The organism is Herbaspirillum sp. SJZ107 (assembly GCF_006715485.1).
In the GTDB taxonomy this organism is placed as follows: domain Bacteria; phylum Pseudomonadota; class Gammaproteobacteria; order Burkholderiales; family Burkholderiaceae_D; genus Telluria.
Genome location: NZ_VFNH01000003.1, coordinates 651486 through 678371 on the forward strand (window position 1 = coordinate 651486; position 26886 = coordinate 678371).

At 65.2% G+C, this 26886-nt stretch carries 20 protein-coding genes; 15 read left to right on the top strand and 5 right to left on the bottom strand.

The features are described from left to right. The first annotated feature begins 5 nt into the window (after positions 1-5). The 6 genes from FBX97_RS21020 (at position 6) to FBX97_RS21045 (ending at position 7817) form a co-directional block, all read left to right on the top strand. Positions 6-1895, top strand: coding sequence for an XrtA/PEP-CTERM system amidotransferase (locus FBX97_RS21020; protein WP_141836221.1), 1890 nt, complete (start codon positions 6-8; stop codon positions 1893-1895). Between the two features lie 120 nt (positions 1896-2015). Continuing rightward, positions 2016-3068 carry a polysaccharide deacetylase family protein gene (locus FBX97_RS21025; protein WP_255517578.1) on the top strand — a complete coding sequence of 351 codons (1053 nt, stop codon included), beginning with the start codon at positions 2016-2018 and terminating at the stop codon, positions 3066-3068. A 10-nt stretch (positions 3069-3078) separates the two neighbouring features. Beyond that, positions 3079-4356 carry a glycosyltransferase family 4 protein gene (locus tag FBX97_RS21030; protein ID WP_141836224.1) on the top strand — a complete coding sequence of 426 codons (1278 nt, stop codon included), beginning with the start codon at positions 3079-3081 and terminating at the stop codon, positions 4354-4356. Between the two features lie 29 nt (positions 4357-4385). Then, entirely contained in the window at positions 4386-5543 is a 1158-nt protein-coding gene (locus tag FBX97_RS21035) for a glycosyltransferase family 4 protein (RefSeq protein WP_141836227.1), read from the top strand. Next, positions 5536-6879 (top strand): putative O-glycosylation ligase, exosortase A system-associated, encoded by a 1344-nt coding sequence (locus FBX97_RS21040; RefSeq protein WP_141836230.1) that lies wholly within the window; start codon positions 5536-5538, stop codon positions 6877-6879. Before FBX97_RS21035 ends, FBX97_RS21040 begins: the two co-directional genes overlap by 8 nt. Beyond that, positions 6849-7817, top strand: a complete 969-nt coding sequence (locus tag FBX97_RS21045) for a glycosyltransferase family 2 protein (protein WP_141836233.1) — start codon at positions 6849-6851, stop codon at positions 7815-7817. The genes FBX97_RS21040 and FBX97_RS21045 overlap by 31 nt, the downstream gene beginning before the upstream one ends. A 15-nt stretch (positions 7818-7832) precedes the next feature. On the opposite strand, the gene FBX97_RS21050 is transcribed toward FBX97_RS21045, so the two are convergent. Further along, the gene (locus tag FBX97_RS21050) at positions 7833-9068 is read right to left on the bottom strand and encodes a pyridoxal-dependent decarboxylase, exosortase A system-associated (protein ID WP_141836236.1); all 1236 of its coding nucleotides are present in this window, start codon (positions 9066-9068) and stop codon (positions 7833-7835) included. Continuing rightward, on the bottom strand, positions 9065-10660 hold the full coding sequence (locus tag FBX97_RS21055) for an acyl-CoA ligase (AMP-forming), exosortase A system-associated (RefSeq protein ID WP_141836239.1): 1596 nt from the start codon (positions 10658-10660) through the stop codon (positions 9065-9067). Before FBX97_RS21055 ends, FBX97_RS21050 begins: the two co-directional genes overlap by 4 nt. Positions 10661-10770: 110 nt before the next feature. On the opposite strand from FBX97_RS21055, the gene FBX97_RS21060 reads away from it, so the two are divergent. From FBX97_RS21060 to FBX97_RS21100, 9 genes are all read left to right on the top strand, one after another. Further along, complete coding sequence (locus FBX97_RS21060; protein WP_141836242.1) at positions 10771-11985, top strand: DegT/DnrJ/EryC1/StrS family aminotransferase; 1215 nt, start codon at positions 10771-10773, stop codon at positions 11983-11985. Then, positions 11982-13016 (top strand): GNAT family N-acetyltransferase, encoded by a 1035-nt coding sequence (locus tag FBX97_RS21065; RefSeq protein WP_141836245.1) that lies wholly within the window; start codon positions 11982-11984, stop codon positions 13014-13016. The genes FBX97_RS21060 and FBX97_RS21065 overlap by 4 nt, the downstream gene beginning before the upstream one ends. Positions 13017-13883: 867 nt before the next feature. Further along, on the top strand, positions 13884-16130 hold the full coding sequence (locus FBX97_RS21070; protein ID WP_185748674.1) for a hypothetical protein: 2247 nt from the start codon (positions 13884-13886) through the stop codon (positions 16128-16130). Positions 16131-16344: 214 nt separating this feature from the next. Further along, on the top strand, positions 16345-17268 hold the full coding sequence (locus tag FBX97_RS21075) for a hypothetical protein (protein ID WP_141836250.1): 924 nt from the start codon (positions 16345-16347) through the stop codon (positions 17266-17268). A 37-nt stretch (positions 17269-17305) separates the two neighbouring features. Further along, a complete protein-coding gene (locus FBX97_RS21080; RefSeq protein ID WP_141836253.1) occupies positions 17306-18766 on the top strand; it encodes an oligosaccharide flippase family protein in 1461 nt (486 codons plus the stop codon). Between the two features lie 30 nt (positions 18767-18796). Beyond that, complete coding sequence (locus FBX97_RS21085) at positions 18797-19045, top strand: acyl carrier protein (RefSeq protein WP_141836256.1); 249 nt, start codon at positions 18797-18799, stop codon at positions 19043-19045. Next, positions 19042-19884 carry a hydrolase 2, exosortase A system-associated gene (locus tag FBX97_RS21090; protein ID WP_141836259.1) on the top strand — a complete coding sequence of 281 codons (843 nt, stop codon included), beginning with the start codon at positions 19042-19044 and terminating at the stop codon, positions 19882-19884. Before FBX97_RS21085 ends, FBX97_RS21090 begins: the two co-directional genes overlap by 4 nt. After that, on the top strand, positions 19874-20734 hold the full coding sequence (locus tag FBX97_RS21095) for a hydrolase 1, exosortase A system-associated (protein ID WP_141836261.1): 861 nt from the start codon (positions 19874-19876) through the stop codon (positions 20732-20734). Before FBX97_RS21090 ends, FBX97_RS21095 begins: the two co-directional genes overlap by 11 nt. A 262-nt stretch (positions 20735-20996) precedes the next feature. Beyond that, positions 20997-21896, top strand: coding sequence for a glycosyltransferase family 32 protein (locus FBX97_RS21100; RefSeq protein WP_185748675.1), 900 nt, complete (start codon positions 20997-20999; stop codon positions 21894-21896). 18 nt (positions 21897-21914) lie between these two features. On the opposite strand, the gene FBX97_RS21105 is transcribed toward FBX97_RS21100, so the two are convergent. The 3 genes from FBX97_RS21105 to prsK are packed head-to-tail and all read right to left on the bottom strand — an operon-like array spanning position 21915 to position 26828. Further along, on the bottom strand, positions 21915-23360 hold the full coding sequence (locus tag FBX97_RS21105; protein ID WP_141836267.1) for a right-handed parallel beta-helix repeat-containing protein: 1446 nt from the start codon (positions 23358-23360) through the stop codon (positions 21915-21917). 5 nt (positions 23361-23365) lie between these two features. After that, entirely contained in the window at positions 23366-24727 is a 1362-nt protein-coding gene (gene prsR, locus FBX97_RS21110; protein ID WP_141836270.1) for a PEP-CTERM-box response regulator transcription factor, read from the bottom strand. 25 nt (positions 24728-24752) lie between these two features. After that, positions 24753-26828, bottom strand: coding sequence for an XrtA/PEP-CTERM system histidine kinase PrsK (prsK, locus tag FBX97_RS21115; protein WP_141836274.1), 2076 nt, complete (start codon positions 26826-26828; stop codon positions 24753-24755). Between the last annotated feature and the right edge of the window lie 58 nt (positions 26829-26886).

Below are 26886 nucleotides of genomic sequence, written 5' to 3' on the forward strand. Positions count from 1 at the left end.
CAACCATGTGCGGAATAGTCGGCATCTTTGATACCCACGGCAACCGGGACATCGACCGCGAAGCCTTGCGGCGCATGAACGAGAGCCAGCACCACCGCGGCCCCGACGAGGGCGAGCTGTACCTGGAAAAGGGCCTGGGCATGGGCCACCGCCGGCTGTCGGTGATCGACCTGGCCACCGGCCAGCAGCCCTTCCTCAACCCCGCGCGCGACGTCGCCCTGGTGTTCAATGGCGAAATCTACAACTACCGGCTGCTGCGCGACGAACTGATCGCGCTCGGCCACGTGTTCCGCACCAAGTCCGACACCGAAGTCGTGCTGCAGTCGTGGCTGGCCTGGGGTCCGGACTGCGTGCGCCGCCTGCGCGGCATGTTCGCCTTCGCCATCTGGGACCGCAGCCAACAGACGCTGTTCCTGGCGCGCGACCACGTCGGCGTCAAGCCGATGTTCTATTCCCTGCTGCCGAACGGCCTGTTCGTGTTCGGCTCGGAACTGAAGTCGATCATGACCTTCCCCGAGCTGTCGCGCGAATTGAACCCGCGCGCGGTCGAGGATTATTTCGCCTACGGTTACGTGCCGGAGCCGAAGACCATCTTCAATAACGCCTATAAACTCAGCCCGGGCCACTGCATCACCCTGAAAGTCGGCGACCGCGCGGTGCAGCCGCAGCGCTGGTGGGACCTGGCCTTCCGCCCGGCACCGCAGCGTCCGGACGCCGAAGTCCAGGAAGAGCTGATCGAACGCCTGCGCGAGACCGTGCACAGCCAGATGGAATCCGAAGTGCCGCTCGGCGCCTTCCTGTCGGGCGGCGTCGATTCCAGCGCGGTGGTGGCGATGATGGCCGGCGACAAGCCGGTGACCACCTGCTCGATCGGCTTCGACGATCCGGAATTCGACGAGTCCGAATACGCGAACCAGGTGGCGCGCCGCTACGCGACCGTCCACCACGGGCAGGTCGTCGACAAGGACGACTACGGCCTGGTCGATACGCTGGCCCACCTGTACGACGAACCGTTCGCCGACAGTTCCGCGATCCCGACCTACCGCGTGTGCCAGCTGGCGCGGCGCCACGTAACGGTGGCGCTGTCGGGCGACGGCGGCGACGAGAACTTTGCCGGCTACCGCCGCTACCGCTTCGCGATGGCCGAGCACAGCGTGCGCTCGAAACTGCCGGAAGCGATCCGCAAGCCGCTGTTCGGCACGCTGGGCAGCCTGTACCCGAAGGCCGACTGGGCGCCGCGCATGTTCCGCGCCAAGACCACCTTCGAGGCGCTGGCGCGCGACCTGGTCGAGGGCTACTTCCACGGCGTGTCGCGCCTGACCGACCGCCAGCGGGATCAGTTGTTTTCGGATGGCTTCCGCGACGACCTGCAGGGCTACCGCGCGATCGACGTGATGCGCGAGCACGCCGCGCGCGCGCCGACCGACGATCCGCTGTCGCTGATCCAGTACCTCGATTTCAAGACCTGGCTGCCGGGCGACATTCTCACCAAGGTCGACCGCGCCAGCATGGCCCATTCGCTGGAAGTGCGCGTGCCCCTGCTCGACCACACCTTCTGCGAATACGCGGCCACGCTGCCGAACGACCTGAAACTGCGCGGCGGCGAAGGCAAGTACGTGCTCAAGAAGGCACTCGAGCCGCACCTGCCGCATGACATCATGTACCGCGCCAAGAAAGGGTTTTCGATCCCGCTGGCGGACTGGCTGCGCGGTCCGCTGCGCCAGGCCGTGCGCGATGGCGTGCTCGGCGCGCGCCTGCTCGATACCGGCATCTTCAACCGCCGCTACCTGGAACAGCTGGTCAGCCAGCACGAGTCCGGCGCGGCCGACCACAGCGTGGCGCTGTGGTCGCTGCTGATGTTCGAATCTTTCCTGCGGGTATCGGTGGCGTCATGACAACGCTACGGTTGGATCCGCCTGTTTCATTGCAAATAAGATAGTATGCTGTTGAATTCAGGCATGAACAGCTCGATCCACCCGGCACCCGATGCCGCCTCCAATGTTGACGACATAAGAATGCGTGCTCCTTTTTCCGCCCCGGTTTCGGTGCACCCGGCTGGGCGCCCGACCGGAAACGCCAGCGTTTCCCATGTCCTGCCGCGGTTCACCGCCAGCATGGTGCGCACGGCGGGCGACCTGATTGCGCCCCGTGGCAAGGGTGCCGGCCGCCTCTGCATCCTGAGTTACCACCGCATCCTGGCCAATCCCGATCCGCTGATCGACGGCGATCCGGACGTGGAGACCTTCCGCTGGCAGATGCGCCTGCTGGCCGAATGCTTCAACGTGATGCCGCTGCACGATGCGGTGCAGGCGATGGCAAGCGAGCGCATGCCGCCGCGCGCCGTCGCCATCACCTTCGACGACGGCTACAGCTCGTTCCACGACCTGGCGCTGCCGGTCCTGACGGAATACGGGCTGCCGGCGACGGTCTTCGTCACCACCGGCCACATGCAGGCGAAGGGCAGCATGTGGAACGACATGATCCTGGAAGCGGTGCGCCGCATGCCGCCGACCTCGCTCGACCTGCGCGAGATCGGCCTGGGCGAGCTGCCGCTGCGCACCGCCGAACAGCGCCGCCGGACGGCCCAGGTGCTGACCGACCGCTGCAAGTACATGGCGCTGCCGGAACGCGATGCCTTCACCGCCCTGCTGCAGCGCCATGCCGGCGTCGCCCTGCAGCAGGACCTGATGCTCGACGACGACATGCTGCGCACGCTGGTCAAGCACCGCATCGAGATCGGCGGCCATACGGTGAGCCACCCGATCCTGGCGAAGATCGACGACGATGCGGCGCGCGCCGAGATCGTCGACAACAAGCGCGTGCTGGAAGCGATCATCGGCCAGCCGCTGCGCCTGTTCGCCTACCCCAACGGCAAGCGGCGCGCCGACTATACCGCCGCCCACGTGCAGATGCTGGAAGAAGCCGGCTACAGCGCCGCCTTCACGACCGAGACCGGGGCCGCCACGCGCGCGCATCCGCGCTTCGAACTGCCGCGTGCGCGGCCATGGGATGCCACGCCGGGAATGTTCGCCGCGCGCCTGCTGCGCTGGCTCGCCGGCCTGATCTGACGGGGCCACGATGACTTTCCCCTCTTCGTCTTCTCAGGTCGCGCCGCTGGCGCCGGTCGAGCCGCTCCACGAACAGCATGCGCGGCCGGGCCCGTCGCACGGCTCCGGCCGCGCACGCAGCGGCGGCGCGCTGCGGGTGGCCTTCTGCGAAAACGGCGCCGGCTATGGCGGCGCCGTCATCTCGCTCGAAGCGCTGCTGGAAAAGCTGCCGCCCGACTTCGTCCCGCATATCTATACCGGGCTGGCGATCGATCCCTATCCGCGCCTGGCGCGGCTGGGCCGCTGGCGCCACCTGCGCGCGGTGCGCGTGCTGAGCCAGCAGTGGCTGCGCCGGCGCCGCATCCCGGCCGCTTCGGCGATCGACAACCTGGTCAACATCCTGCCGACCGCGCTCGGTTACTACTGGCGTTTCAAGCGCGACGGCATCGACCTGGTCTACCTGAACAACGACGCCAGCTGCAATCTTGCGGCCGCGCTGGGCGCCACCCTGGCCGGACTGCCGACGGTGCTGCACGCGCGCGGCTTCAACGTCGATACCCGCGGCAACCGCTGGGTCCTGTCCAAGCTGCGCCACTGCATCCCGGTGTCGACCGCGGTGCAGGCCGAATTGCTGACGCTCGGGCTGGCGCCGGAAAAATGCACGGTGGTGGCCGAAGGCCTCGACCTCGATGCCTTTTCGCCGCGCGCGCCCCTGCCCGGCCTGCGTGCCGAACTCGGCATCGGCAGCGACGAGCCGGTGATCACGCTGGTCGGCGGCCTGGTCGACTGGAAAGGCCAGGACGTGCTGCTCGACGCCGCGCCGCGCATCCTGGAACGCTGTCCGCACGCCCACCTGCTGCTGGTGGGCGGCGCCTACGGCAAGGACCGTGCGTTCGCCGACGAGGTTGCGCGCCGCGCCGCCGCCCCCGCCCTCCAGGGCCGCGTGCGCCTGCTCGGCATGCGCAGCGACGTGCCCGACATCCTGGCACTGAGCACCATCGTGCTGCACGCCTCGACCAAGCCGGAACCCTTCGGCCGTACCTTCCTGGAAGGGATGGCGCTCGGCAAGGCGGTGATCGCCTCGAACGAAGGCGGTCCGCTCGACGTCATCGAGGATGGGGTCGACGGCCTCCTGATCCCCCCGCGCGACCCGCAGCGGCTGGCCGACGCCGTGCTGCGCCTGCTCGACCAGCCGGCCTTCGCGGCCGCGCTCGGCAACCGCGCCGCACTCAAGGCACGCGACTATTCGATCGAACGGCACACCGAAGCGGTGTGCGCCGTCCTGCACCGCGTCATGCGCGGCGATTGATTTTATAAACTTTTATATTGGCAGCAACAGTGCGCATTCTTTACCACCACCGTACCCGCTCGAAGGATGGGCAATACGTCCACATTGAGGAAATGATCAATGCGCTGCGCGCGCTCGGCCACGAAGTCATCGTGGTCGCGCCGCCCAGCGCCGACACCGAAGCCTTCGGTGCCGATGCCGGCCTGGTGGCCGTCCTCAAGCGCCACCTGCCGAAATGGTTCTATGAAGTGATGGAACTGGGTTACTCGCTGGTAGCCTACCGGCGCCTGGCGGCGGCGGTGCGCAAATACAAACCGGACTGCCTGTACGAACGCTACAACCTGTTCCTGCCGGCCGGCGTCTGGCTGGCGCGCCGCTTCCGCCTGCCGATGCTGCTCGAGATCAATGCACCGATCCTGGAGGAGCGCAGCCGCTACGACGGCCTGTCGCTCAAGCGCCTGGCGCGCTGGTCGCAGGCCTATTGCTGGCGCAATGCAGACCTGGTGCTGCCGGTCACCCAGGTGCTGGGCGACATCGTGGCATCCTACGGGGTCGACCCGAAAAAGATCGTGGTGATCCCGAACGGCATCAATTCCGACCGTTTCCAGGCCAATCCCGACGTCGAAGCCGCCAAGCGCGCCCTCGGCCTGGAAGGCAGCCTGGTGCTCGGCTTCACCGGCTTCGTGCGCGACTGGCATGGCCTGGACAAGGTGATCGACATGATCGCCCAGGATCCGCCGGAATCGCGCCGCCACCTGCTGGTCGTCGGCGACGGCCCGGCGCGCGCCGACCTGGAACAGCAGGCGCGCCGCCTCGGCATCGACAGCCGCGTCACCTTCACCGGCATCATCGGCCGCGACGACGTGGCGCGCTACGTCGCCGCCTTCGACGTCGCCCTGCAGCCGGCGGTGGTGGCCTATGCCTCGCCGCTCAAGCTGTTCGAATACCTGGCCCTGGGCAAGGCCATCGTGGCCCCGGACCAGCCGAACATCAAGGAAATCCTGACCGACGAGCACAACGCGGTGCTGTTCGATCCGAAACAGAGCGGCGGCCTGGCCGACGCCACCGGCCGCCTGTGCGCCGACGACCTGTTGCGCACCAAGGTCGCGGCCAATGCGCGCCGCGCCATCGGCGAGCAGAAACTGACCTGGAAAGCCAACGCCCAGCGCGTGGTGGAACTGTTCGGGACTTTGCGCACCCATGCGTGACCTCGTCATTTTCGGCATCATCTTCGGATTGCTGCCTTTCGTCTTCAAGCGGCCGGCATTGGGCGCCCTGCTGTTCACCTGGGTCAGCTTGATGAACCCGCACCGCCTCGCCTACGGCGCGGCGTACAACTTCCAGTTCGCAGCGGTGGTGGCGGGTGTCACGATCCTGAGCATGCTGATGTCGAAGGAGCCGAAACGCTTCCCGCTCACGCCGGTCACCGTCATGCTGCTGCTGTTCTATGCCTGGATGAACCTCACCAGCCAGTTCGCCCTTGAACCGGGCCTGGTCTGGAGAGAATGGGACCGGGTGACCAAGACCTTCCTCATGGTCGCCATCACCCTGATGGTCATCAACACTGAAAAGAACATCAAGCTGTTCGTGTGGGTCGTCGCCTTGTCGCTCGGTATCTACGGACTGAAAGGCGGCCTGTTCACGATCGCCTCCGGCGGCCACTACCGCGTGTTCGGTCCGGACGGCAGCTACATCGCGGAAAACAACAGCATGGCGCTGGCGCTGGTGGTGGCCCTGCCGATGATCTGGTACCTGCGCAGCCAGGTCAAGAGCAAATTGGTCTCGATGGGCCTGCTGGCGGTCGTGATCTTCACGTCGGTGTCGGCAATGGGCTCCTATTCGCGCGGCGCATTGCTCGGCGGCGCCGCGATGCTGGTGTTCCTGTGGCTGAAGAGCCCGAAGAAGGCGCAGACCGGCCTGGCGGTGGTCGTGATCGGCGTCCTGATTGCCTGCATCATGCCGGAAGCATGGTATGCGCGCATGGACACGATCAACGACTACCAGGAAGACAGCTCGGCGCTGGGCCGCATCAACGCCTGGTATTTCGCCATCAATATCGCCAACAGCCACCTGCTGGGTGGCGGCTTCAATGTCTTCACGCCACGGCTGTTCCTGCAGTACGCGCCCGATCCGCTCGGCTACCACGTGGCGCACAGTATCTATTTCCAGGTACTGGGCGATCACGGCTACGTCGGCCTGATCATGTTCCTGCTGTTGATGTTCTTCAGCTGGCGCACCGGCACGCGCATCATCAAGTTCTGCGGGAAGAATCCCGAGCTGAAGTGGGCTTCGGACCTGGCCAAGATGGCCCAGGTCAGCATCATCGGCTATGCCGTCAGCGGCGCCTTCCTGTCGCTTGCCTACTTCGACCTGTATTACGACATCATCATCATCCTGGTCCTGCTCGAAAAGCTGCTGCTCCTGAAGAAACCCCTGTCCTTCGGCGAGCGGATGCAGGCGGCGCAGGTACCAGGTGACCAGCATGTCCCGGCCAAACTGACCAAAGAATTACCATGTCCAGCACCGCACCCACCCTCAGTCTAGTCATCCCCACGTACAACAGGGCGTCGCTGATCGGCGCCACGCTGGACAGCGCGCTGGCCCAGCACCTGCCGTTCCTGGAGATCATCGTGGTCGACGACGGTTCGACCGACGACACGGCCCGGGTACTCGCGCAGTACGCGGGACGGATCCGGGTGATCCGGCTGGCCAACGGCGGCGTGCAGAAGGCCCGCAACACCGGCGTGGAAGCGGCCGGCGGCGACTATGTCGTGCTGATGGACTCCGACGACCTGTTCGAGCCGGCGTACACGCAGACGATCGCGGCCTGGCTGGCCCGGCATCCCGACTACGATGCCGTGTACACCAATTTCACGACCTTCGACGAACGCGGCGCCCATGCCGACAAGTTTTCGCTGGCGCCGGCCGGCTTCTTCGACGGCGCGCAGCAGAGCGACGGTTTCTGGGTCGGCATCCCGGACCTGTACCTGCGCACCCTGTCCTACCAGCCGCTGTTCCCTTCGGGCAGCGTGATCCGCAAGACCCTGTACCAGCGTATCGGTGGCTACGACGTGCGCTTCAACGGCGTCGGCGCCGAAGACTGGGAATTCACGCTGCGCCTGATCGGCCAGGCGCGCCTGGCCTTGTGCGCCACGCCGCTGGTACGCGTGCGCAAGCACGCCACCAACGATTCGGGCGACAACATCCGCACCGTCAGCGGCTGCGTGCACATCCTCGAATTCGCCCTCGACGAGCACCCGTACGCCGCCCCCTACCGCGAGGCCATCCTGCGCGAGATCGACGTGCGCCGCCTGGACGTGTTCGACGGCGCCTTTGCGCGCGGCGCCTTCGATACGGCAGGCGACATGCTGGCGCGCATGCGGCGCCGGCCTCAGGACCGCAAATTCCGCCTGAAGGCATTCATTACCGCTCTGCCCGGCCTGCTCCGCAAGCCGTTATGGCAGTTGACTCAGCGCGGCTGACCCGTCCCCGAGCGTCTAGACCAGGACTTCGAGCGGCGCCGGGTGTCCCAGGAAAGCGGTCGGGCTGGCCGACAGGCCGTATGCACCCGATTGAAATACCACCACCAGGTCGCCCACGTCGGCCCGCGCCAGGTCCATGCGCTCGGCCAGCACGTCGAGCGGCGTGCACAGCGGGCCCACCACCGACACCGTCTCGCGTGCTTGCGCCGCCATGCGGTTGCCGATCGCGGCCGGGTAGTTCTTGCGGATCACCTGGCCGAAATTCCCTGAGGCCGCCAGGTGGTGGTGCAGGCCGCCGTCGGTGACCAGGAACACCTGGCCACGCGAGACCTTGCGGTCAATGACGCGCGCCACATACACGCCGGCTTCGCCGACCAGGTAGCGCCCCGACTCCACCGACACGCGCGTGCCCGGCAGTTCACGTTCGACCCGTGCCATGCACTGCGCCAGGTTGTCGCCGATCGGCGCCAGGTCGAGCCGCTGCTCGCCGGGGAAATAGGGAATGCCGAAACCGGCGCCCAGGTACAGGGCCGGCAGCGGCTGGCGCGCTTCGCCCGCCAGTTGCAGGGCCAGCTCGACGCTGCGCGCATGCGACTCGGCGATCGCCTCGGCCTTCAGGCTCTGGGAGCCGCTGAAGATGTGGAAGCCTTGCAGCGCGATGCCGAGCGCCGCCAGTTGGCGCAGGCAGTCCGGGACCTGTTCGGCGTCGATGCCGAAGGGCTTGGCGCCGCCGCCCATGCGCATGCCCGACCCCTTCAGCTCGAAGTCCGGGTTCACGCGCAGCACGATGCGCGGCGCGATCCCGAGCGCGTCGCCGATGCGCGCCGCGCGCCCGATTTCATTCGGCGACTCGGCGTTCAGCGTGACGCCGGCGGCAATCGCCTGCGTCAGCTCCGCGTCGGTCTTGCCGGGACCGGCGAAGCTGACGTGGGCCGGATCGAAGCCGGTATCGAGCGCCGTCCGGAGTTCGCCGGCGGAAGCCACGTCGAGGCCGTCGACCAGGGTGGCCATGTGCTGTACCAGCGCCGGCATCGGATTGGCCTTGACCGAATAATGCAGGCGTAGCGGCGCCGGCAGGTGGGCGCGCACATGCTGGACGCGCGCCGTCAGCAGGGCCCGGTCATAGGCATAGAAAGGGGTGCGGCCGACACGCTGGGCGAGCCGGGTCAGCGGCACGCCGCCGACCTGCAGTTCGCCGCCGTCGACGGCAAACTGGGTCATCCCGGCGTGGACAGGCTTGGTGGTGCTCATGATGAACGGTCTTCGAACAGGGTGAGGAATGGAAGCGCCAGCCCCTTGCGGTCGATCTTGCCGTTCGGGTTGCGCGGGAACGGTTCGCTGCGGACTTCGACATGCGACGGCACCATCCAGGCCGGCAGGCGGCGCTGGCAGGCCCGGCGCAGCAGCTCGGGCGTGGGCGCATCGGGGCCGGCGGCGCTGGCCAGCAGCACGATGGCCTGGCCCAGTTCCGGATGCGGCACGCCGAAGGCCACCGCCTCGTCGACCGTGCCGAGGCCGTACAACGCTTCTTCCAGCTCGGTCGGACTGACGCGGTAGCCGGACACCTTGATCAGGTCGTCGGCGCGGCCGATGTAATACAGATAGCCGTCGCCGTCGCGGCGCACGGTATCGCCCGACCACACCGCAATCTCGGTCAGCGGCAGCGCCGGATCCTGGCCGGGGGCCGGGCGGAAACGCTCGGCGGTCTTGGCCGGATCGTTCCAGTAGCCGAGCGAGACCAGCGCGCCGCGGTGCACCAGCTCGCCCGGCTCGTCGGTATCGCACGGGCTGCCGTCGGGGCGCACCACCATGATCTCGGCATTCGGGATCGCACGCCCCATCGAACCGGGGCGGCGATCGATCTCCGCCGGCGGCAGGTAAGTGGAACGGAAGGCTTCGGTCAGGCCATACATCAGGAACACCTGGGCGTGCGGCAGGGCGGCGCGCAGGACCGCCAGGGTCGCGCCCGGCATCGCCCCGCCCGAATTGGTGAGGTAGCGCAGCGTGCACTCCTGCGGCCAGTCCAGGCGCGCCAGCTGGTTCCACAGCGGCGGCACCGCGGCCAGGCCGGTGATGCCATGCGCGGCCACCGCATCGACGACGTCGCGCGCGAACAGGTGGTTCAGCAGCACGGCGCTGGCGCCGCTCAGGAAGGCGCAGGTGAGCTGGCTCAATCCATAGTCGAAGCTGAGCGGCAGCACCGCCAGCAGGCGGTCGGACGGGACCAGTTCGAGATAGCTGGCGACGCTGCGGGCGCCGGTCACCATGTTCCGGTGCGACAGCACCACGCCCTTCGGCTTGCCGGTGCTGCCCGAGGTGTACAGGATGGCGGCGACATCGCCGTCGATGCGGCGGTGCGGCGCCAGATCGGTGCCGGCTTCATGCAGCGCCGCATCCCAGGCACGCAGGGCCAGCGTCGTGTGCGCGCCCGCCGCAGCCAGGTCCGGCGTACCGGTGAGCAGCACCAGGCGCAGGTCGGGGCAGGCCGCCAGCTGCGGTGCCAGCTGCGCCAGCCGTTCGCCGGAGGTGAGCAGCACCCGCACGTTGCAGTCGGCCAGGATGTGCGCCACCTGCTCCGGCTTGAGCAGGGGATTGACCGGGACGAACACAGCGCCGGCCAGAGAAGCGCCGAACATCGCGGCCACGTTCTCGATGCGCTTCTCGAGATACACCGCGACCCGCTCGCCACGCTGCAGGCCGGCGCCGAGGAAGACCTGGGCGGCGCGCCGGACGTGGTCCGCCAGTGCCGCATAATCGAGCCGCAGGTTGCCGTGGACAAGCGCCTGCGCAGCCGGCGTACGGCGCGCCGCCGTGAAAATGAAGTCGTGGATCAGGTCGCTCATAAGGACGAGGACGTACTCGGGAAAACCAAACTGCAATGTTACCATTCCACTTGCGCAACGTCGAAGCCGCATCACCGAATACCGATCAACGATCCCGGAACCAACCCATCATGTCCTTGTCCCCTTCTGCCGCGCCGGCCGCGCAGCCCCTGCCCGCCCGGCCGCATGTGCCGCTGGTACCGGTGCTGTCGGGCGCTTCGTTCCGTCCTGCGCGCGGACAGCGTCTGGGTTCCGTGCTGGACGCAGCGCACGTGCGCCTGGTGACCAGCGGCCGCATCGCCCTGGCGCTGGCGCTGCGCGAACTCGGCGTGGGCGCGGGCGACAGCGTGCTGCTGCCGGCCTACCACAGCCTGTCGATGGTGCCGCCGGTACTGTGGCTGCAAGCCACGCCGATTTTCTATCGGGTCGATGGCGACGCGCGCGCCGACCTGGACGACATCGCGGCCCTGTGCGGCCCCGGCGTCAAGGCCCTAGTAGCCACCCATTATTTCGGCTTCCCGCAAGACCTGGCGGCGCTGCGCGCCTTGTGCGACGCGCGCGGCATCGCCCTGATTGAGGATTGCGCCCACGCCTTCTTCGGCGAATACGCCGGCCGTCCGCTCGGCAGCCATGGCGATTATGCGATCGCCAGCAGCATGAAATTCTTCCCGATGTACGAAGGCGGGGCGCTGGTGTCGGCGCGCCACGCCCTGGACCGTGTCGTGCTGCGTTCGGCCGGCAAGGGCTTCGAAGCCAAGGTGGTCCTGAATACGCTCGAGCACAGCTTCCGCTACGGCCGCCTGCCGGCCCTCAAGGCCCTGCTCGCGCTGCCGATGCGCGCCAAGGACCTGCTGTGGCGCCGCATCAAGTCCAGCCGCCCCGTGGCGGCGGCGGGTGGGCTGGCGCCTGGTTCCTCGGACAGCGATTTCAGCTTCGATACGCGCTGGCTCGACAAGCGTTCCTCGCTGTTCGCACGCCTGCTGCTCCGGCGCGTGTCGGCCGGACGCATCGTGGCCCTGCGCCGCCGCCACTACCAGCGCCTGCAGGCGGCACTGGCCAAGCTGCCGGGCTGCCGCCCGCTGCATGCGGCGCTGCCGGACGGCGTCTGCCCCTGGCTGTTCCCGCTGGTCGTCGATGATGCCGAAACGGCTTTCGCGCGCATCCGACAACGCGGGTTGCCGGTCGTGCGCTTCGCCGACACGCTGTGGCCGGGCGTGGACGCAGCGCGCTGCCCCGACAGTGTGCACCTGTCGCGCCACGTGCTGGCCTTCCCCTGCCACCAGGAGCTGAGCGCACAGGAACTCGACTGGTTGTGCACCTGCCTAGCCGAGGTGCTGGCGCCATGAAATGGACCTTCCTGCCGGCTGCCGGTTTCTCCACGATCTCTCCGCAATGGGATGCCTTGCGTGCGCTTGGACCGGCGGCGCCGATGCTGGCCGCCGATTTCGTCGCCGCCCTGCTGGCCGCCTTCGGCACCGGGCGGGAACGCATCGCCCTGTGCCGTGACGGCGAGGCATTGCTGGCCGCGGCGCTGCTGGTGCCGCAAGGCCGCGCCAGCTGGGCCACCTTCCAGCCGGCCCAGGCGCCGGTCGGCTGCTGGCTGCAGCGTCCGGACAGCGATCCGCAAGCGCTGCTGGCAAGCCTGGTGCGCGCACTGCCCGGGTGTGCGCTGCTGGTCGGCCTGAGCCAGTGCGATCCCTTCCTGCTGGGCCGGCCGGCCAATGGCCCCGGCATGCAGACCGCCGACTACATCGATACCGCGCGCATCGTGGTCGATGGCACTTTCGATGCGTGGTGGGAAGGCCGCGGCAAGAATCTGCGCGCCAATCTCAAGAAGCAGCGCAACCGCCTCGCCGCGGCGGGCGTCGCCACCCGGCTCGATACCTGGCGCGCACCGCACCAGGTGGCGCAAGCCATTGCCGACTATGGCCGCCTGGAGAGCACCGGCTGGAAAGGACGTGCCGGCACTGCAGTCGCCGCCGACAACGACCAGGGCCGCTTTTACCGGCATATGCTGGAAGCATTCTGCGCCCGCGGCCAGGCGAGCATCTACCGCTATTTCTTCGGCGACCAGCTGGTCGCGATGGACCTGTGCATCGAGGATGGCGATTGCATCGTGATCCTCAAGACCACCTATGACGAGAGCATACCGAAGCATTATTCACCGGCCCTGCTGATGCGCGAGGAAGCCTGCCGCCGCGTGTTCGAGGAAGGACGGCGGCGCCGTATCGAGTTCTACGGCAAGGTCATGGAATGGCATACGCGCTGGACCGAGGACGTTCGTACGCTGTATCACCTGAACTGTTACCGTTGGCCCCTGCTGCTGCGCCTGCATGCGCGATTGCAGCAGGCACCGGTATCCACGGCAGCCGATTGATCATTTCCCTTTATGGGATGTCGATATCGGCCCGGCAATATCGTCAGGTCGCATACAGCGTGCAATGCAAGCAGCGGCAATAGCACGGCAGTCTGCAATTCGCGTCGAGCAATGGATCACCTTTCTTTTAAAGTGTCTTGATAGAGAATGGATCTACGCTAGATATTGATAGACAGTAATTTCGCCGTCGCTTATTTGAACATCAAAATTATTTTGGTGTTATCGAATGACGTGATTCCTTGGTGAGCGACTCTCCTGATATTTACGACACAGTTGCAATTAAGCATCGGTTGTAAGCATCGCGTATCACTACCGCTTACTCTTTCCTATTGGCATGCTTTCAAGGTGAACGGACGCCATGTCCGCTCTTCCCCGATAGCGCTGCCGGTTTCAGGCTAAAAAAAAGAATGGATTGCTAAGTATCCATTCCTTTCTTTTATCAACCACTTCATAATGCGCTTCTTTTTATTGAACATAGACAAAAAAGTTGTCACTCCATAACGCTTAATGCTTAATTAAAATAACAAGATATTTTTAAAATTATAACAGTTGTGATTATTTATGAAAGTATCGTGAAAATATAGAAATTTTTATGCTGTTTTGGCATAGCACACCGGTCAATATTTTTCATTTGATTCTTAAGCTCAAATAAACTTTCGGTATCAAAAGTGATATTTTTTGTTGTTTTTGTGTGGAATCTCGGCATTTTTGTCCTAAAACAGAACACTAACTTTATTGACTGGAGTAAAGTTTGATTCTCTCGTGAAATTTCTTACGGCAAATAAATGACCGTGAGACACGGAACAGAATTCTTATTTACCCATTCCATTCCTCCAGATCATGCGCTCGACTACCCATACTCCTACCTTGCGTTTTATTGCTGTCTTATCAGTAGCCGCTCTGCTGGTTGCCTGTGGCGGCGGCGGCGCATCCGGTGCATCCACCGACAGCGCGGTCTCGCTGGCAACGGTCAGCAGCGGTCATGCCCTGACCCCGATCGGTACCACCCCGACCACGCCTGTCGTCACCCCGCCGGTTGTGACGACGCCGACCGTCATCGGCACCCCGTTGACCGACGTGCGCCTGGAGAGCACCGGCAGTGCCCAGACCAACATGCCATTCACGTTCGGTCAGGTGTTTACCCCGGGTGCCCTGAGCGTAACCGATGGCGTCGCTGCCAAGCTGGCCGATGGCACCGTGCTGCCGCTGCAGATCAACGTCAAGGCGACGCATGCCGACGGCTCGGTGCGTCATGCCATCATCTCCGGCGTGCTGCCTTCGCTTGCTGCCGGCCAGACCCAGACCCTGAACCTGGTCAAGTCGACCCCCTCTGCCACGGCCACGGTGACGCTGCAAGGCCTGCTCAGCGCCGGCCTGACCGGCAAGACGACGATCTCGCTCAACGGCGTGAAATACAGTGCAACGCTGGCCGATGCCGTGGCGCAGTCGACGCCGATCGCCTGGCTGTCGGGTACGGTCGCCAACGAATGGATCGTCAGCGCGCCGCTGAAGGATGCGAACGGCAATGCCCACCCGCAACTGACCGCGCGCTTCGACGTGCGCTGGTATTCGGGCTTGAACAAGCAGGCACGCGTCGAGTTCGTGGTCGAAAACAACAAAACCTGGGTGCCCGGCATCAAAGTCAATTATGACGTCAACCTCGAACTGAACGGTCAGTCGGTGTACAGCAAGACCGGCATGGACCACTATCACCACTCGCGCTGGCACCAGTATGCCTGGTGGGATGCCTCGCGCCAGCCGGCGGTGAACGTGAAACTCAATACGGCTTATCTGATCGCCACCAAGGCGGTTCCCAACTACGACACCAGCTTCGCCCCTGGCGAAGGCGAGCTGAGCTCGATGGCCCAGAGCATCAACGGCGGCAATACCGGTCCGATGACCATCGGTCCCGTGACCGCCTACATGCCGACCACCGGCGGACGCAACGATATCGGCTCACTGCCTTCCTGGTCGGTGATGTGGCTGCTGTCGATGGACCAGCGCGCCTGGAAAGTGATGATGGCCGCGGCCGATGGCGCGGGCAGCTGGTCGATCCACTATCGCGATGAAAAGACGGGGCGCCCGGTTCGTACCGACAACGATACGAACAAGAACATCACGACCCACTTCAATCTGCGCGACAGGGGGCCGCTGCCGGTGCCGCGCTACGTGAACGACGACCTGGGCCATTCATGGACGCCGTACACGGACGATACCGCCCACCAGCCGTCGCTGGATTACCTGCCTTACCTGGTCACGGGTGACTATTACTACCTGGAAGAACTGCAGTTCTGGGCAGCTTCCAATCCGCTCGGCACCGACCCGAACAATTCGGGTAACGGCAGGGGCCTGGTGCGCTGGCTGCAGGTACGTGGCCAGGCATGGTCGCTGCGCACCCTGGGTCAGGTGGCCTATATCACGCCTGACGCCGATCCGATGAAGGATTATTTCGTCCAGCAGCTGGGCAATAACCTGGACTTCTACAAGCAGACCTATGTCGTCGGCCAGCCGAACAAACTGGGTGCCTACGACGGCTCGGGTGAAGGCGCGTTCAACGATGCCGACAATTTCGGTGCCTGGCAGGATGACTTCCTGACCTGGAGCTTCGGTTACCTGAGCGAACTCGGCTTCAACAAGGCCGATCCGATCGTGCAATGGAAAGCGAAATACCCCGTGGGCCGCATGACGGCGCCGGGCTTCTGCTGGGTCGGCGCCTCGGCGTACATCCTGAACATCCGTCCTAGCCGCTCGGCGCCGCTGTATGACAGCTTTGCCGGTGTGTATGCGGCCACCTTCGGCGGCGACATGATGTTCAATGACGACATGCGTGTGGTATCGACCAGCCGAAATGGCAAGAAGTTCGTCGACATGACTTGCGGCAGCAATGAACAGGCGGACTTCCTCGGCTCGATCAACGGCTATGAATGGCAGGTCGGCCGCATGATGGGTTATGCCGACGGTGCAATGGGTTACCCGGCCAACATGCAACCGGCACTTGCGGTCGCCGCCCAGATGGGTGGCGCCGATGCCAAGAAGGCGTGGACGATCTTCACGAACCGCACCGCCAAGCCGAACTACCGTTCGGCACCGCAGTGGGCCATCCTGCCGCGCTGAACCTCGGCATCGCATAATCCCCAGCCCGCCCCGGGCTGAACCGAGCCGGACTTCCTTGACAGGGAGTCCGGTTTTTCTTTGGCGCTACATTGTTGGCAAGAATTTAATAGAAAAAACCCGCAAGCTCACGTGTGCGTGCCGCGTTGCAGCATATAATGTAATGCGATATAGCAAGGAACTTGCACTTTAGCAGGTCATATGGGAGTTAGTAAGGATGTCTTTATTCAACAAGGCCATGGGGCGTGCCAAGCGTGATTATTGGCGCTGGAAGTACCACAGGGTTGCCCGGCAAATCCTGGGAACCCGCCCTCTCGAACCGGGCGTGCTGCCGTTTACCCTGTTATCGATGGTGCACCAGCGCGACGTCTCGTCGTACCTGGTTGCCGTCAAGTCCTTCGCGCATTTCCTCAATCCGGCCAAGATCGTCGTGGTTTGCGATCCATCGATCGACCATGCCGACCGCGCCGTCCTGAAACGCCACCTGCCCCATGTCGAACTGCGCGAAGCCCACGAATTCGTGCATCCGGATATCCCGCGCGGCGGTACCTGGGAACGCCTGTTCGCGATTGCCCACTACGTCGAGGATAGCTACGTGGTGCAGCTGGACGCTGACACCTTGACCGTGCGACCGGTGCCGGAAGTGCTGGACGCGGTCCGCAACGGCACCGGTTTCGTGCTCGGCGAGATGCCGGATACGCCGATCCGCTCGCTGCAGGCGACCCGCGAGAATGCCTTGCCCTGGCTGGCGCCGTGGGCGCACGTCCAAGCGATCGCCGAAACCGAGATGGTCAACGTCGGCTTGCCGCAGGATGCCCGCTACATTCGCGGCTGCTCGGGCTTCACCGGCTTCCCGCGCTCGTCCACGATGCGCGACACCATGACCGATTATTCGCGCCGCATGGGCGCCAAGCTCGGCGACAACTGGAAGCGCTGGGGCACCGAGCAAGTCACCTCGAACTACCTGGTCAGCAACATGCCAGGCGTCCAGCCTCTGCCTTTCCCCAAGTACGGCACCCCGGATTGCGCGACGGCGGACACCGCGTTCTACCATTTCATCGGGTCGATGCGCTTCATCAATAACAAATACGAGGCTGCCTCCCGGCACGCCATCCGCCTGATTAACAGTGCGCCAGCGTAAATCGTTGCCGTTCTCTCTATAGTGCGCAGTTGTTTTTATGGCAGATCTCCGTCGCTCGCTGGTCATTAATTTCTTCTCGACGTCGGGGGCAGCAATGCTCCAGTTCATCGTCAGCATCATCCTGGCCCGCATCCTCAGCCCCAGCGAGATCGGTATTTATTCGATGACGGCGGTGGTCGTCAATCTGGGCCACGTATTCCGCGATTTCGGCGTCACCAACTACATCCAGCGCGAAAAAGAGCTGACGCCGGACAAGCTGCGCTCGGTTACCGGCGTCGTGTTCACTACCTCCTGGATCATCGCCACGGTCCTGCTGCTGGCCAGCGGCTGGATCGGTGAATGGTTCCGGGAACCGAAGCTGGTGCCAGTGATGCGTGTGTTGGCCGTCGGCTTCTTCTTCATTCCCTTCGGGTCGATCACCAACTCGCTGCTGGCCCGTAATTTCGAAGCCAAGAAGGAAGCCGTACTGTGGGCAATCGGTACCGGCAGCTTCTGCATCAGCTGTATCACCCTGGCCAAGCTCGGCTTCGGCAGCATGGCGCTGGCGTATGCCAACTTGATCAACATCATCGCCTGCGGCATCGGCTGCGCTTTCATGCGGCCCAAGGATTTGCCGTGGCTGCCTTCGTTCAAGCACTGGCGCGAGGTCGCTCACTTCGGCGTGGGCTCGCTGCTGTCGAGCTGCGCCGGCTCTCTGAACAATGCCGTTCCCGACCTGCTGCTGGGCAAGCTCGGCAGCCCGCGCCTGGTCGGCCTGCTCAGCCGCGCGAATTCGACCGTGGCGATCTTCACCTACATCGCCGGTTCTACCGTCAACTACGGCGCCGTAGCCTACCTGGCCCAGACTTACCACCGCGGCGAGTCCCTGGCACCAACGCTGTCGCGCGCCACCGCCCTGCTGACCGGCGTGGGCTGGGCCGCCCTGCTGCTGACTGCCATTCTTGGGCACGACATCGTGCTGGCGCTGTACGGACCGAGCTGGCTCGAGGCCGTACCCGCGATCCCGGCCCTGACCCTGGCTGCCGCGGTCGGCATGATGTACCACTACGTGCCGATGGCGGTGACCGCGATCGGCCGGCCCTACCTGAGCACGGTGCCGATCATGGTGTCGGTGCTGACCCGCATCGGCTTTGGCGTGCTGCTGTTCAACGGCAGCCTGGTCCACTTTGCCTGGGCGCTGTGCATCGCGACCATCGTCACCGCACCCGTCATTGGCCTCCAGCAGAGCCGCCATCTCGGCTACCCGACTGGCGTCATGGTGCGCGCACTGACGCCGAGCGCACTGGTCGCCCTCGGCACCGGCGCGGCCGGCTACCTGCTGCAACTGGCGCTGCCGTCCTCGCTGCCGGCACTGGCGCGCCTGCTGATCATGCTGGTGCCGCTGGCCGCCGTCTGGTACCTGCTGCTGCGCGTCACGCGCCACGTGCTGCTCGAGGAAATACACCGCTTGGCGGCGCCGATCGGGATCAGGCTCGGACTGCTGCGCCCGAATGTATAATCGCCTCCTGACCGGAATGACGAATAGATTATGTACCTCAACCAAGTTAAGACGATCCTGATTGACGTGCTGGGCTTGGGCGAAGCAGGCAGCCGCTTGGATGCCGACTCGCCTTTGCTGGGCAGTCTTCCCGAACTCGATTCGATGGCAGTGGTCAGCCTGATCGCCGCGCTCGAAGAACAGTTCGACATCGCGATCGACGATGACGAGATCAGCGCCAGCACCTTCGAAACCTTGGGGAGCCTGGCCGCGTTCGTCGCACATAAACGCGGCGAATGAGCGCCGTGCCGAGCCAACCGGCCGAGCCTTTCTTTCTGGAAAGTGCCCCCGGCCGACGGTTCTGCCTGTTCCACCCGCCCGTGGGCGTCTGCCGCGGCGCGGTCCTGTATGTTCACCCGTTTGCCGAGGAAATGAACCGTTCGCGCCGGATGGCAGCGCTGCAGGCGCGCGCCCTGGCGGCCTGCGGCTATGGCGTTCTGCAGCTCGACCTGTACGGCTGCGGCGACAGCAGCGGCGACTTCGGCGATGCCCGCTGGACGATCTGGAAATCGGACCTGGCGGCCGGCGCGGCCTGGCTGCAGCGGCGGCTCGCGCGCCCTCTCACCTTGTGGGGACTGCGTCTGGGCGCCCTGCTTGCGCTTGATTATGCGCGCGAGGCTCCTGAAACACCGCATTCGCTGATCCTGTGGCAACCGGTGCTGAACGGTGCCAGCTACCTGACGCAGTTCCTGCGCCTGCGCGTCGCCGGCGCCATGTTCGACGAGGGGGCGCAGACCAGCACCAGTATGCTGCGCCAGGCCCTGCAAAACGGCGCAACCCTGGAAATCGCCGGCTACGACCTGGCGTCCGAGCTGGCCATGGCCATCGATACGCTGCCGCCAGCGGACAGCCTGGCACCCGCCTGCCGGGTGGACTGGTTCGAAGCGCTGGCGACGCCCGATGCCGCCCTGGGGGCTGGCACTACCCGCGTCAGCACCGAATGGCAGCGCCGCGGCGTCGACCTGCACCTGCATGCGCTGGCCTGCCCATCGTTCTGGATTACCCCCGAGATCACGGAGTCGGAAGCCTGGCTGCAGGCGACCGTGGCGGTCCTGCAGGAGAGCGCCGATGTCGATTGAAGACTGCGACGACCGCGCCCTCGCTTTCCGCTGCGGGGACGACTGGCTGTACGGGGTACTCAGCATGCCGGGCAGAATGCCGACCCAGGGTGTCCTGATCGTTGTCGGCGGACCGCAATACCGCGCCGGCAGTCACCGCCAGTTCACCCTGCTGGCGCGCAGCCTGGCCGCGAACGGCATCGCCGCCATGCGCTTCGACTACCGCGGCATGGGCGACAGCGAAGGCGCACTGCGCGACTTCGAGACCATCACCAGCGACTTGCGCGCCGCCATCGATGCCTTTACAAAAGCCGTGCCGGGCATGCGGGAGCTCGTGCTGTGGGGCTTGTGCGATGCAGCCTCGGCGATTGCCATTTACGCGCCCAGCGATGCGCGCGTGAGTGGCGTGGTGATGCTGAACCCGTGGGTCCGCACGGACGACGGCCTGGCGCGCGCCACCCTCAAGCATTACTACCGCGGCCGGCTGTTGGAGCGCGACTTCTGGCGCAAGCTGCTGAGCGGTCGCTTCGACCTGGCGGGCTCGCTGGCATCGATGGCGAAGCTGGCTCGCAGCGCCTTCAGTCCGGGCAAGCCGGATGCCGGCGCCGGTTCGCTCTCCTCCCCGCTGCCGCAGCGCATTCTTGCCGGCATGCAGGCCTTTCGGGGGCGGGTGCTCGTCATTACCAGCGGTGCCGATCTGACCGCACGTGAATTCTGCGACGTCGCCGCTGCCATGCCGGCCTGGAAAAGCCTGCTGGAAGCGCCGCGCGTGACCCGCCGCCAGATCGACAAGGCGGACCACACGTTTTCGCGCCGCATGTGGCGTGATCAGGTGGCGGACTGGACCTGCGCTTGGGTCCGTGGGGAATAAAACTGTAATACAACGAGTTGTGATGCAAATGACCGACAAAACATCAAAAATAGTGGTTTTCTTATCCTGAATCACGACGTGCAAATCGATTTCTTCGTGTTAGACTTGCAACATTCCTTGGGTTTATGTCCCACACTCTAATCTGTCCGTAATGTCGCTCAAATCCCTCCTGATCCCATCGCTGAATCGTCCACCCGCGCGCGAATACATCGCTGCACTCCCCGAGGGCACGTCGATCCCACGCATCATTCACCAAGTAGGCATGCGTCCGGCCTTTGAAAACCGCCAGATCCCGCCGCTGTTCGAAAAGAACATCGAAAAGATGAAGGCGCTGAATCCCGGATGGGAATTCCGTTTCTACGGCGACGACGAGATCGAAGCCTTCATCAAAGGTAACTATCCGCCGGAGATCTGGGCGTATTACGAGCGCATCGACCCGCGTTACGGCCCGGCCCGCGCCGACCTGTTCCGCTACCTGCTGCTGTACAAGGTCGGTGGCGTCTATCTCGACATTAAGAGCAGCGCCACCCTGCCGCTGGATTCGGTGCTGCGCCCGGACGACCGCTACATCCTGTCGAAATGGCACAGCGCCGATGGCCAGTTCGAGCACTGGGGCCTGGTGTTCGACCTGCGCGACCTGTTGGGCGGCGAATTCCAGCAATGGCATGTGATCAGCGCGCCGGGACATCCCTACCTGAAAGCGGTGATCGAGCAGGTATTGTTCAACATCGACCATTACCTGCCCTCCCTGCACCAGGCCGGCAAGAACGGTACCCTGCGTCTGACGGGTCCGATTCCATACACGCTGGCGATCGAACGCATCCGCGAGAAGCACCCGCACCGCATGGTCGACGGGCGCAACGTGTTCGGCCTCGAGTACAACATCATCGATGGCGACCAGGGACACGCGAAGATTTTCAAGGGCCATTACACGCGCCAGACCGCGCCGGTGGTCCGCTTGACGCCGTTCAAGCACGTCAGCAACCAGTTCTACAAGCTGGTCCAGCTGACCTACGACCATACCCTGCGTCGCTACACGGACGCCAAGCTGGCGCCGATCGACAAACCGGCATCGGTCCTGGCACGTGAAGCAGCGGAAATCGCGAAACGCGAAGAAGCCAAGCGCGCGGAAAAGGAAATGAGCAAGGCCCAGCGCCGCTGAAGCGCCCGTCCGCCGCCGTCAAGGCGTGCGGCGGCACTCGGCAAAGTCGTCGAAGGCGCCGTAGGCCCCCACGGGTCCGGTGCCGCACAAGTTCAAGCCCTTGCGGCCGCCCTCGCGCTGCGGTGCCTTCTCCTTCCAGGAAAAATCCCCCTCCGACGCCGCACGGAACAGCGCCCGTACCGGGTGGTCGCCCAGATAGGCGTGCCACAACGGCACCGTGCGGTCGTCGCCCAGGTGCAGCAAACCGCCATCGCGGGCGCGGATCGGACCATCCACCAGGTTGCCATCCAGCTGCGCGCTGCTGGTTGCGAAGCGCACGTCGATGCCAGTCGTGTCGACCAGTGTATTGTCTTCCACGCGGCTGTCGGCGGCGCTGTTCAGATACACCCCCACGTCCGAACAGGATGCCACCAGGTTGGCGCGGATGACGCCCCCCTGTTGCTCGGTGATGCATTTGCGGTCGCGGCACCACTCGGCGCCGGTACCGCCGCCGCCCAGCGACAAGCCGACCCGCTGGCCCGGCTGCCCGCGCAGTTTGTCTTCGCACCACACCAGATTGCGCTCGAACACGTTAGCGCTGCCTGCGCCCTTGGCAAAACCACCGTAACTGACCTGGTTGCCCTCGAGCTTGACGAAATCCTTGATGACGTTGGTGCGGATGGTCCAGCGGCTGGCCGCCACCAAATCGATCGGCACCACCGGGTTGCCGGTCCGGCGCGCGTGGGTGTTGTACAGCGTGTTCGATTCGATCAGGCCATCGTCCGGGAAATTCTCGCCGCCGCCGTTGATCTTGAAGTGGGCATTGAAGTCGGCGATCCTGTTGTTGACGGCGGCGAAATGGCGGCCGGCGCCGACCACGTGGAAGGCGTGTTCGCAATACGTGTCGTCGCCGCAGACACCGCGGATCGCCAGGTTCTCGAAGCGCCACCATGGCGCGCTCACGCGAAACCCTTCCTGCTGGTCGAACTCGACCTGCACGCTGCCCGGCTGTGCGGCACGCACGACGATCGGATGGTCGGGGCGGCCCGGGCGGTCGGCATCGATCGCCCGCCCGGAGAAGCGGTAGGTGCCGGGCAGCAGGGTGATCACGTCGCCGGCCTCGGCCTTGCCGATGGCGGCGCGCAGTTCGTCGGGCGTGCCGACCAGGACACCGCCCGGCCGCTGGCCGCCGGCCGGGTGCGCCTGGGCGCCCAGGACCAGCGCCAGTTCGGGAGGCGGCAGCGCCGGGGCGCCGCGGTCCAGTTCCAGCAAGGTCCGGCTGGCAAACTGGCCCAGTCCGACGATGGTGGGGTTGTGGCCGCTGCTGCGTTTTTCGACATAGGGCGCGAGCGTGCGCGGCGCCACGCCCAGGTGCTCGATCACGACCGCGGCGCCGACCAGTCCGGCCACGGCCAGTGCGGCGGCGCCCAGCAGCAGGCGGCGGCCGGTGCGGCTGCGCTTGCCGCTGGGCTTTTTTCCCGTCACGCGCTTCAAGCGTTGACCTTGATGCCGTGCCGGCCCATCAGGTCGTACATGGTCGGACGGCTGATGCCCAGCACCTCGGACGCCTTGACGATGTTGCCGTCGGTACGGGCCAGCGCCTTGACGATGGCTTTATACTCGGCCTCGTCGCGCACCTGGCGCAGGTTGAGCGGCTCTTCCTCGGCGCCGCTCTCGGGCAGGCCGAGGTCGTCGGCAACGATGGTGTTGCCGTCGGCCATGATGACGGCGCGCTTGATGCAGTTTTCCATCTCGCGCACGTTGCCGGGCCAGGCATAGCCCTCGATCGCCGCCAGCGCGTCCGGCGCGAAGTGCAGCGACGCGCGCGATTCCTGGGCGCAGAATTTATTCTTGAAATGGTGGGCCAGCAGCGCGGCGTCGCCTTCCCTCTGGCGCATCGGCGGGATGTTGACCACGATTTCCGACAGGCGGTAATACAGGTCTTCGCGGAAGCGGCCCTGGGCGCACAGGTCCTTCAGCTTCTGGTGGGTCGCGCACACGATGCGCACGTCGACCGGGATTTCCTCATGGCCGCCGACGCGCTCGATCACGCGCTCCTGCAGGAAGCGCAGCAGCTTCGCCTGCAGCGCCATCGGCAGATCGCCGACCTCGTCGAGGAAGAAGGTGCCGCCGTGGGCCAGTTCGACTTTACCCTTGGTCTGCTTGGCGGCGCCGGTGAAGGCGCCCTTTTCGTAGCCGAACAGTTCGCTTTCGAGCAGGTTTTCCGGAATCGCCGCGCAGTTGATCGCCATGAAGCGGCCCTTGGCGCGCGGCGACAGCGCGTGCACCGCGCGCGCCAGCACCTCTTTACCGGTGCCGGATTCGCCCAGCAGCATCACCGAGGCCGAGGTCGGCGCGACCTTCTCCACCGTGCGGCACACCTTCAGCATGCCCGGGTCGCGCGAAATCACGCCGGACAGCGGCGAATCCGCCTGCGATTGCTGCATGCGGCGGTTTTCCTGCTGCAGGGTGTGCAGGAAGAAGGCGCGCTGGATCACCAGGTTCAGCACTTCCGGATCGACCGGCTTCTGGTGGAAATCGTAGGCGCCCATGCCGATCGCTTTGACCGCGTTGGCATGGTCCTGGTTGCCGGTCAGGACGATCACGCGCGTGTCCGGCGCCAGCGCCAGGATCTGCTGCAGCGTGGCCAGGCCTTCGGTCGAGCCGTCCGGATCGGGCGGCAGGCCGAGGTCCATGGTGCACACGGCCGGTTCGTGGCGGCGGATCTGGGTCAGTGCCGCCTCGCGGTCGCCGGCGACGACCACGTCGTAGGCATCCAGGCTCCAGCGCAGCTGCTTCTGCAGGCCCGGATCGTCTTCAATGATGAGCAGTTTCGGTTTGGTTTGGGTCACGGATGTCCTCTGGTCAAACGGGCGTTCAGGTCATGGCCGGCGCCGCTTCGCGGTAAGGCGGCAGCACGACCCGGAACGTGGTGCCGAGCGAGGGACGGCTGCTCACTTCCAGCGCCCCGCCCAGCTCGGTGATGTATTCGCGGCTCTCGAACACGCCAATGCCCATGCCGGCCGACTTGGTCGAGTCGAAGGGCTTGAACAGGCGCTCGCGGATGAACTCTTCGCTCATGCCTTCCCCGGTGTCGCTGATTTCGATCTCGACCGCGTCCTGCGGACGCTTGTCGTCCTTGCGGATGCCGACACGGATCATGACATGGCCATCGCGCGGCGTGGCCTCGATCGCATTCTGGATCAGGTGCCCGACCACGCGCTCGAGGCGTTCGCGGTCGGCCAGCACCTTCAGGCCGGGCGCCTCGATCACCAGCTGCGGGTGCGGCTCGAAGGCGCTCTTGAGCGCCACCGCGCCGCGCACCACCTGGTCGATCGCCAGCGGCAGCTTGTTGTCGGCATTCTCGGTGCGCGACAGCTTCTGCAGCAGCAGCTTCATCTTCTGCACCGAGTGGTTCAGTGTTTCCAGCATGTCCTGCTGGAACTCGGGATTGTTCTTGTGCTTCTCGGCGTTGGCGTTCATCAGCGACAGCTGGGCCACCAGGTTTTTCAGGTCGTGCACGACGAAGGTCGACATCCGGTTGAAGGATTCGAACTGGCGCGCCACCATCAGCGCATTGGCCGCGTCTTCCTGGGCCAGGTGGCTGGCGGCCTGGCTGCCGGCGATTTCCAGCAGGTCGAAGATTTCCCAGTTCAGCTTGAGCGGGCTGCGCGCGCGCTGCAGCACCACGAAGCCGAACAGCTTTTCGTGCAGCATCAGCGGCACCACGATCCAGCGTCGCGGCAGGTCCAGTATCCAGTCGGGCACGGCCAGACCCTCATATTTGTCGGGGCTGTCGACATACTCGTCGAGGTCGATGACCCACTGGGTGCTTTCCAGGAACTGGCAGAACGGCGAATGCTCCGGCTCGACCGCGTCGGCCGCCGGCGCCTGCCAGTAGGCACGCGGCGCGAAATGGACGCCCTCGCGCTGCCACAGCACGCCACCCGGGCTTTCCACCAGCGCCGCCAGCGCCTGGATCGCACGGTCGCCCAGGTTCGGCCCGCGCTCCGACAGCGTGCGCGTGAACCGCATCCACTCTTCGCGGTAGTCGTAGTTGTAGCGGAAAAAATGCTTGCTGATCGAGACCTTCAGCCAAGAGCGCGCCGTGCCCGAGAACAGGATCACGCCCAGCAGGCAGACCGCGCCGAACAGGAAGCCGGTCTGCATCACCGTGCCCCAGCGTCCGCCGACGTAGCGCAGGTAATAGCCGACCGTCCCCATCGCCAGCAGGTAGATCGCGGAGCCGAACAGGGCAGCCGAATGGAACATCACGCGGCGCGACACCGAGAACGAGGTGGTCCAGGAACGGCGGCGCGCCAGCGAGGCCGCCACCAGCGGCACCGTCAGGGCATTGACGACGCCGCGCGCGGTCCACAGGTCGGGATTCGGCTCGCGGAACAGCATGGTATTGCTGTACATATAAAAATCATAGGCGAACATGCCGCACACGCCGAGGCAGACGAACTTGGTGGCCCAGCGCTCTTCGATGGTTTTATTGCGGTAGGCCTGTTCCACCAGCAGCATGCCGTACACCGACAGGCCGACGAAGGCGGCCAGCATCGGCAGGCTGCCGAACGCGACCAGGAAACCGGTGCCGTGGCCGACCAGCGCCAGGGCGAGCAGCACCACCAGCGTCAGGTAGCAGGCGGCGGCGATGGCCAGCGAGCGGCGCAGGCGGCCGGCCTGGTTGCGCCAGTGGCCGTGCAGCGCCACCAGGAACAATGCCCAGGCACCGTCGCGCACCACTTCGAGCAGGCCCGACAAGGGGCTCCACAGCACCCCGCGTCCCGCTTCCCAGGACAGCACCCCGGCCCACAGCGCGCTGGCCAGGCAGGCCAGGGGCAGCGTGATGCGCTGGGCACGCCCGCGCCAGCCCGACAGCACGGGCAGGCCCAGCACCAGGAAACCGATGGCGGCCAGCAGGTAACTCGAGGCAGCGATGTTGGTCACGCGATCTTAGTCACGGATAGGAACGATGAACGGCCGCACAGGCGGCCGCAAGGATGAG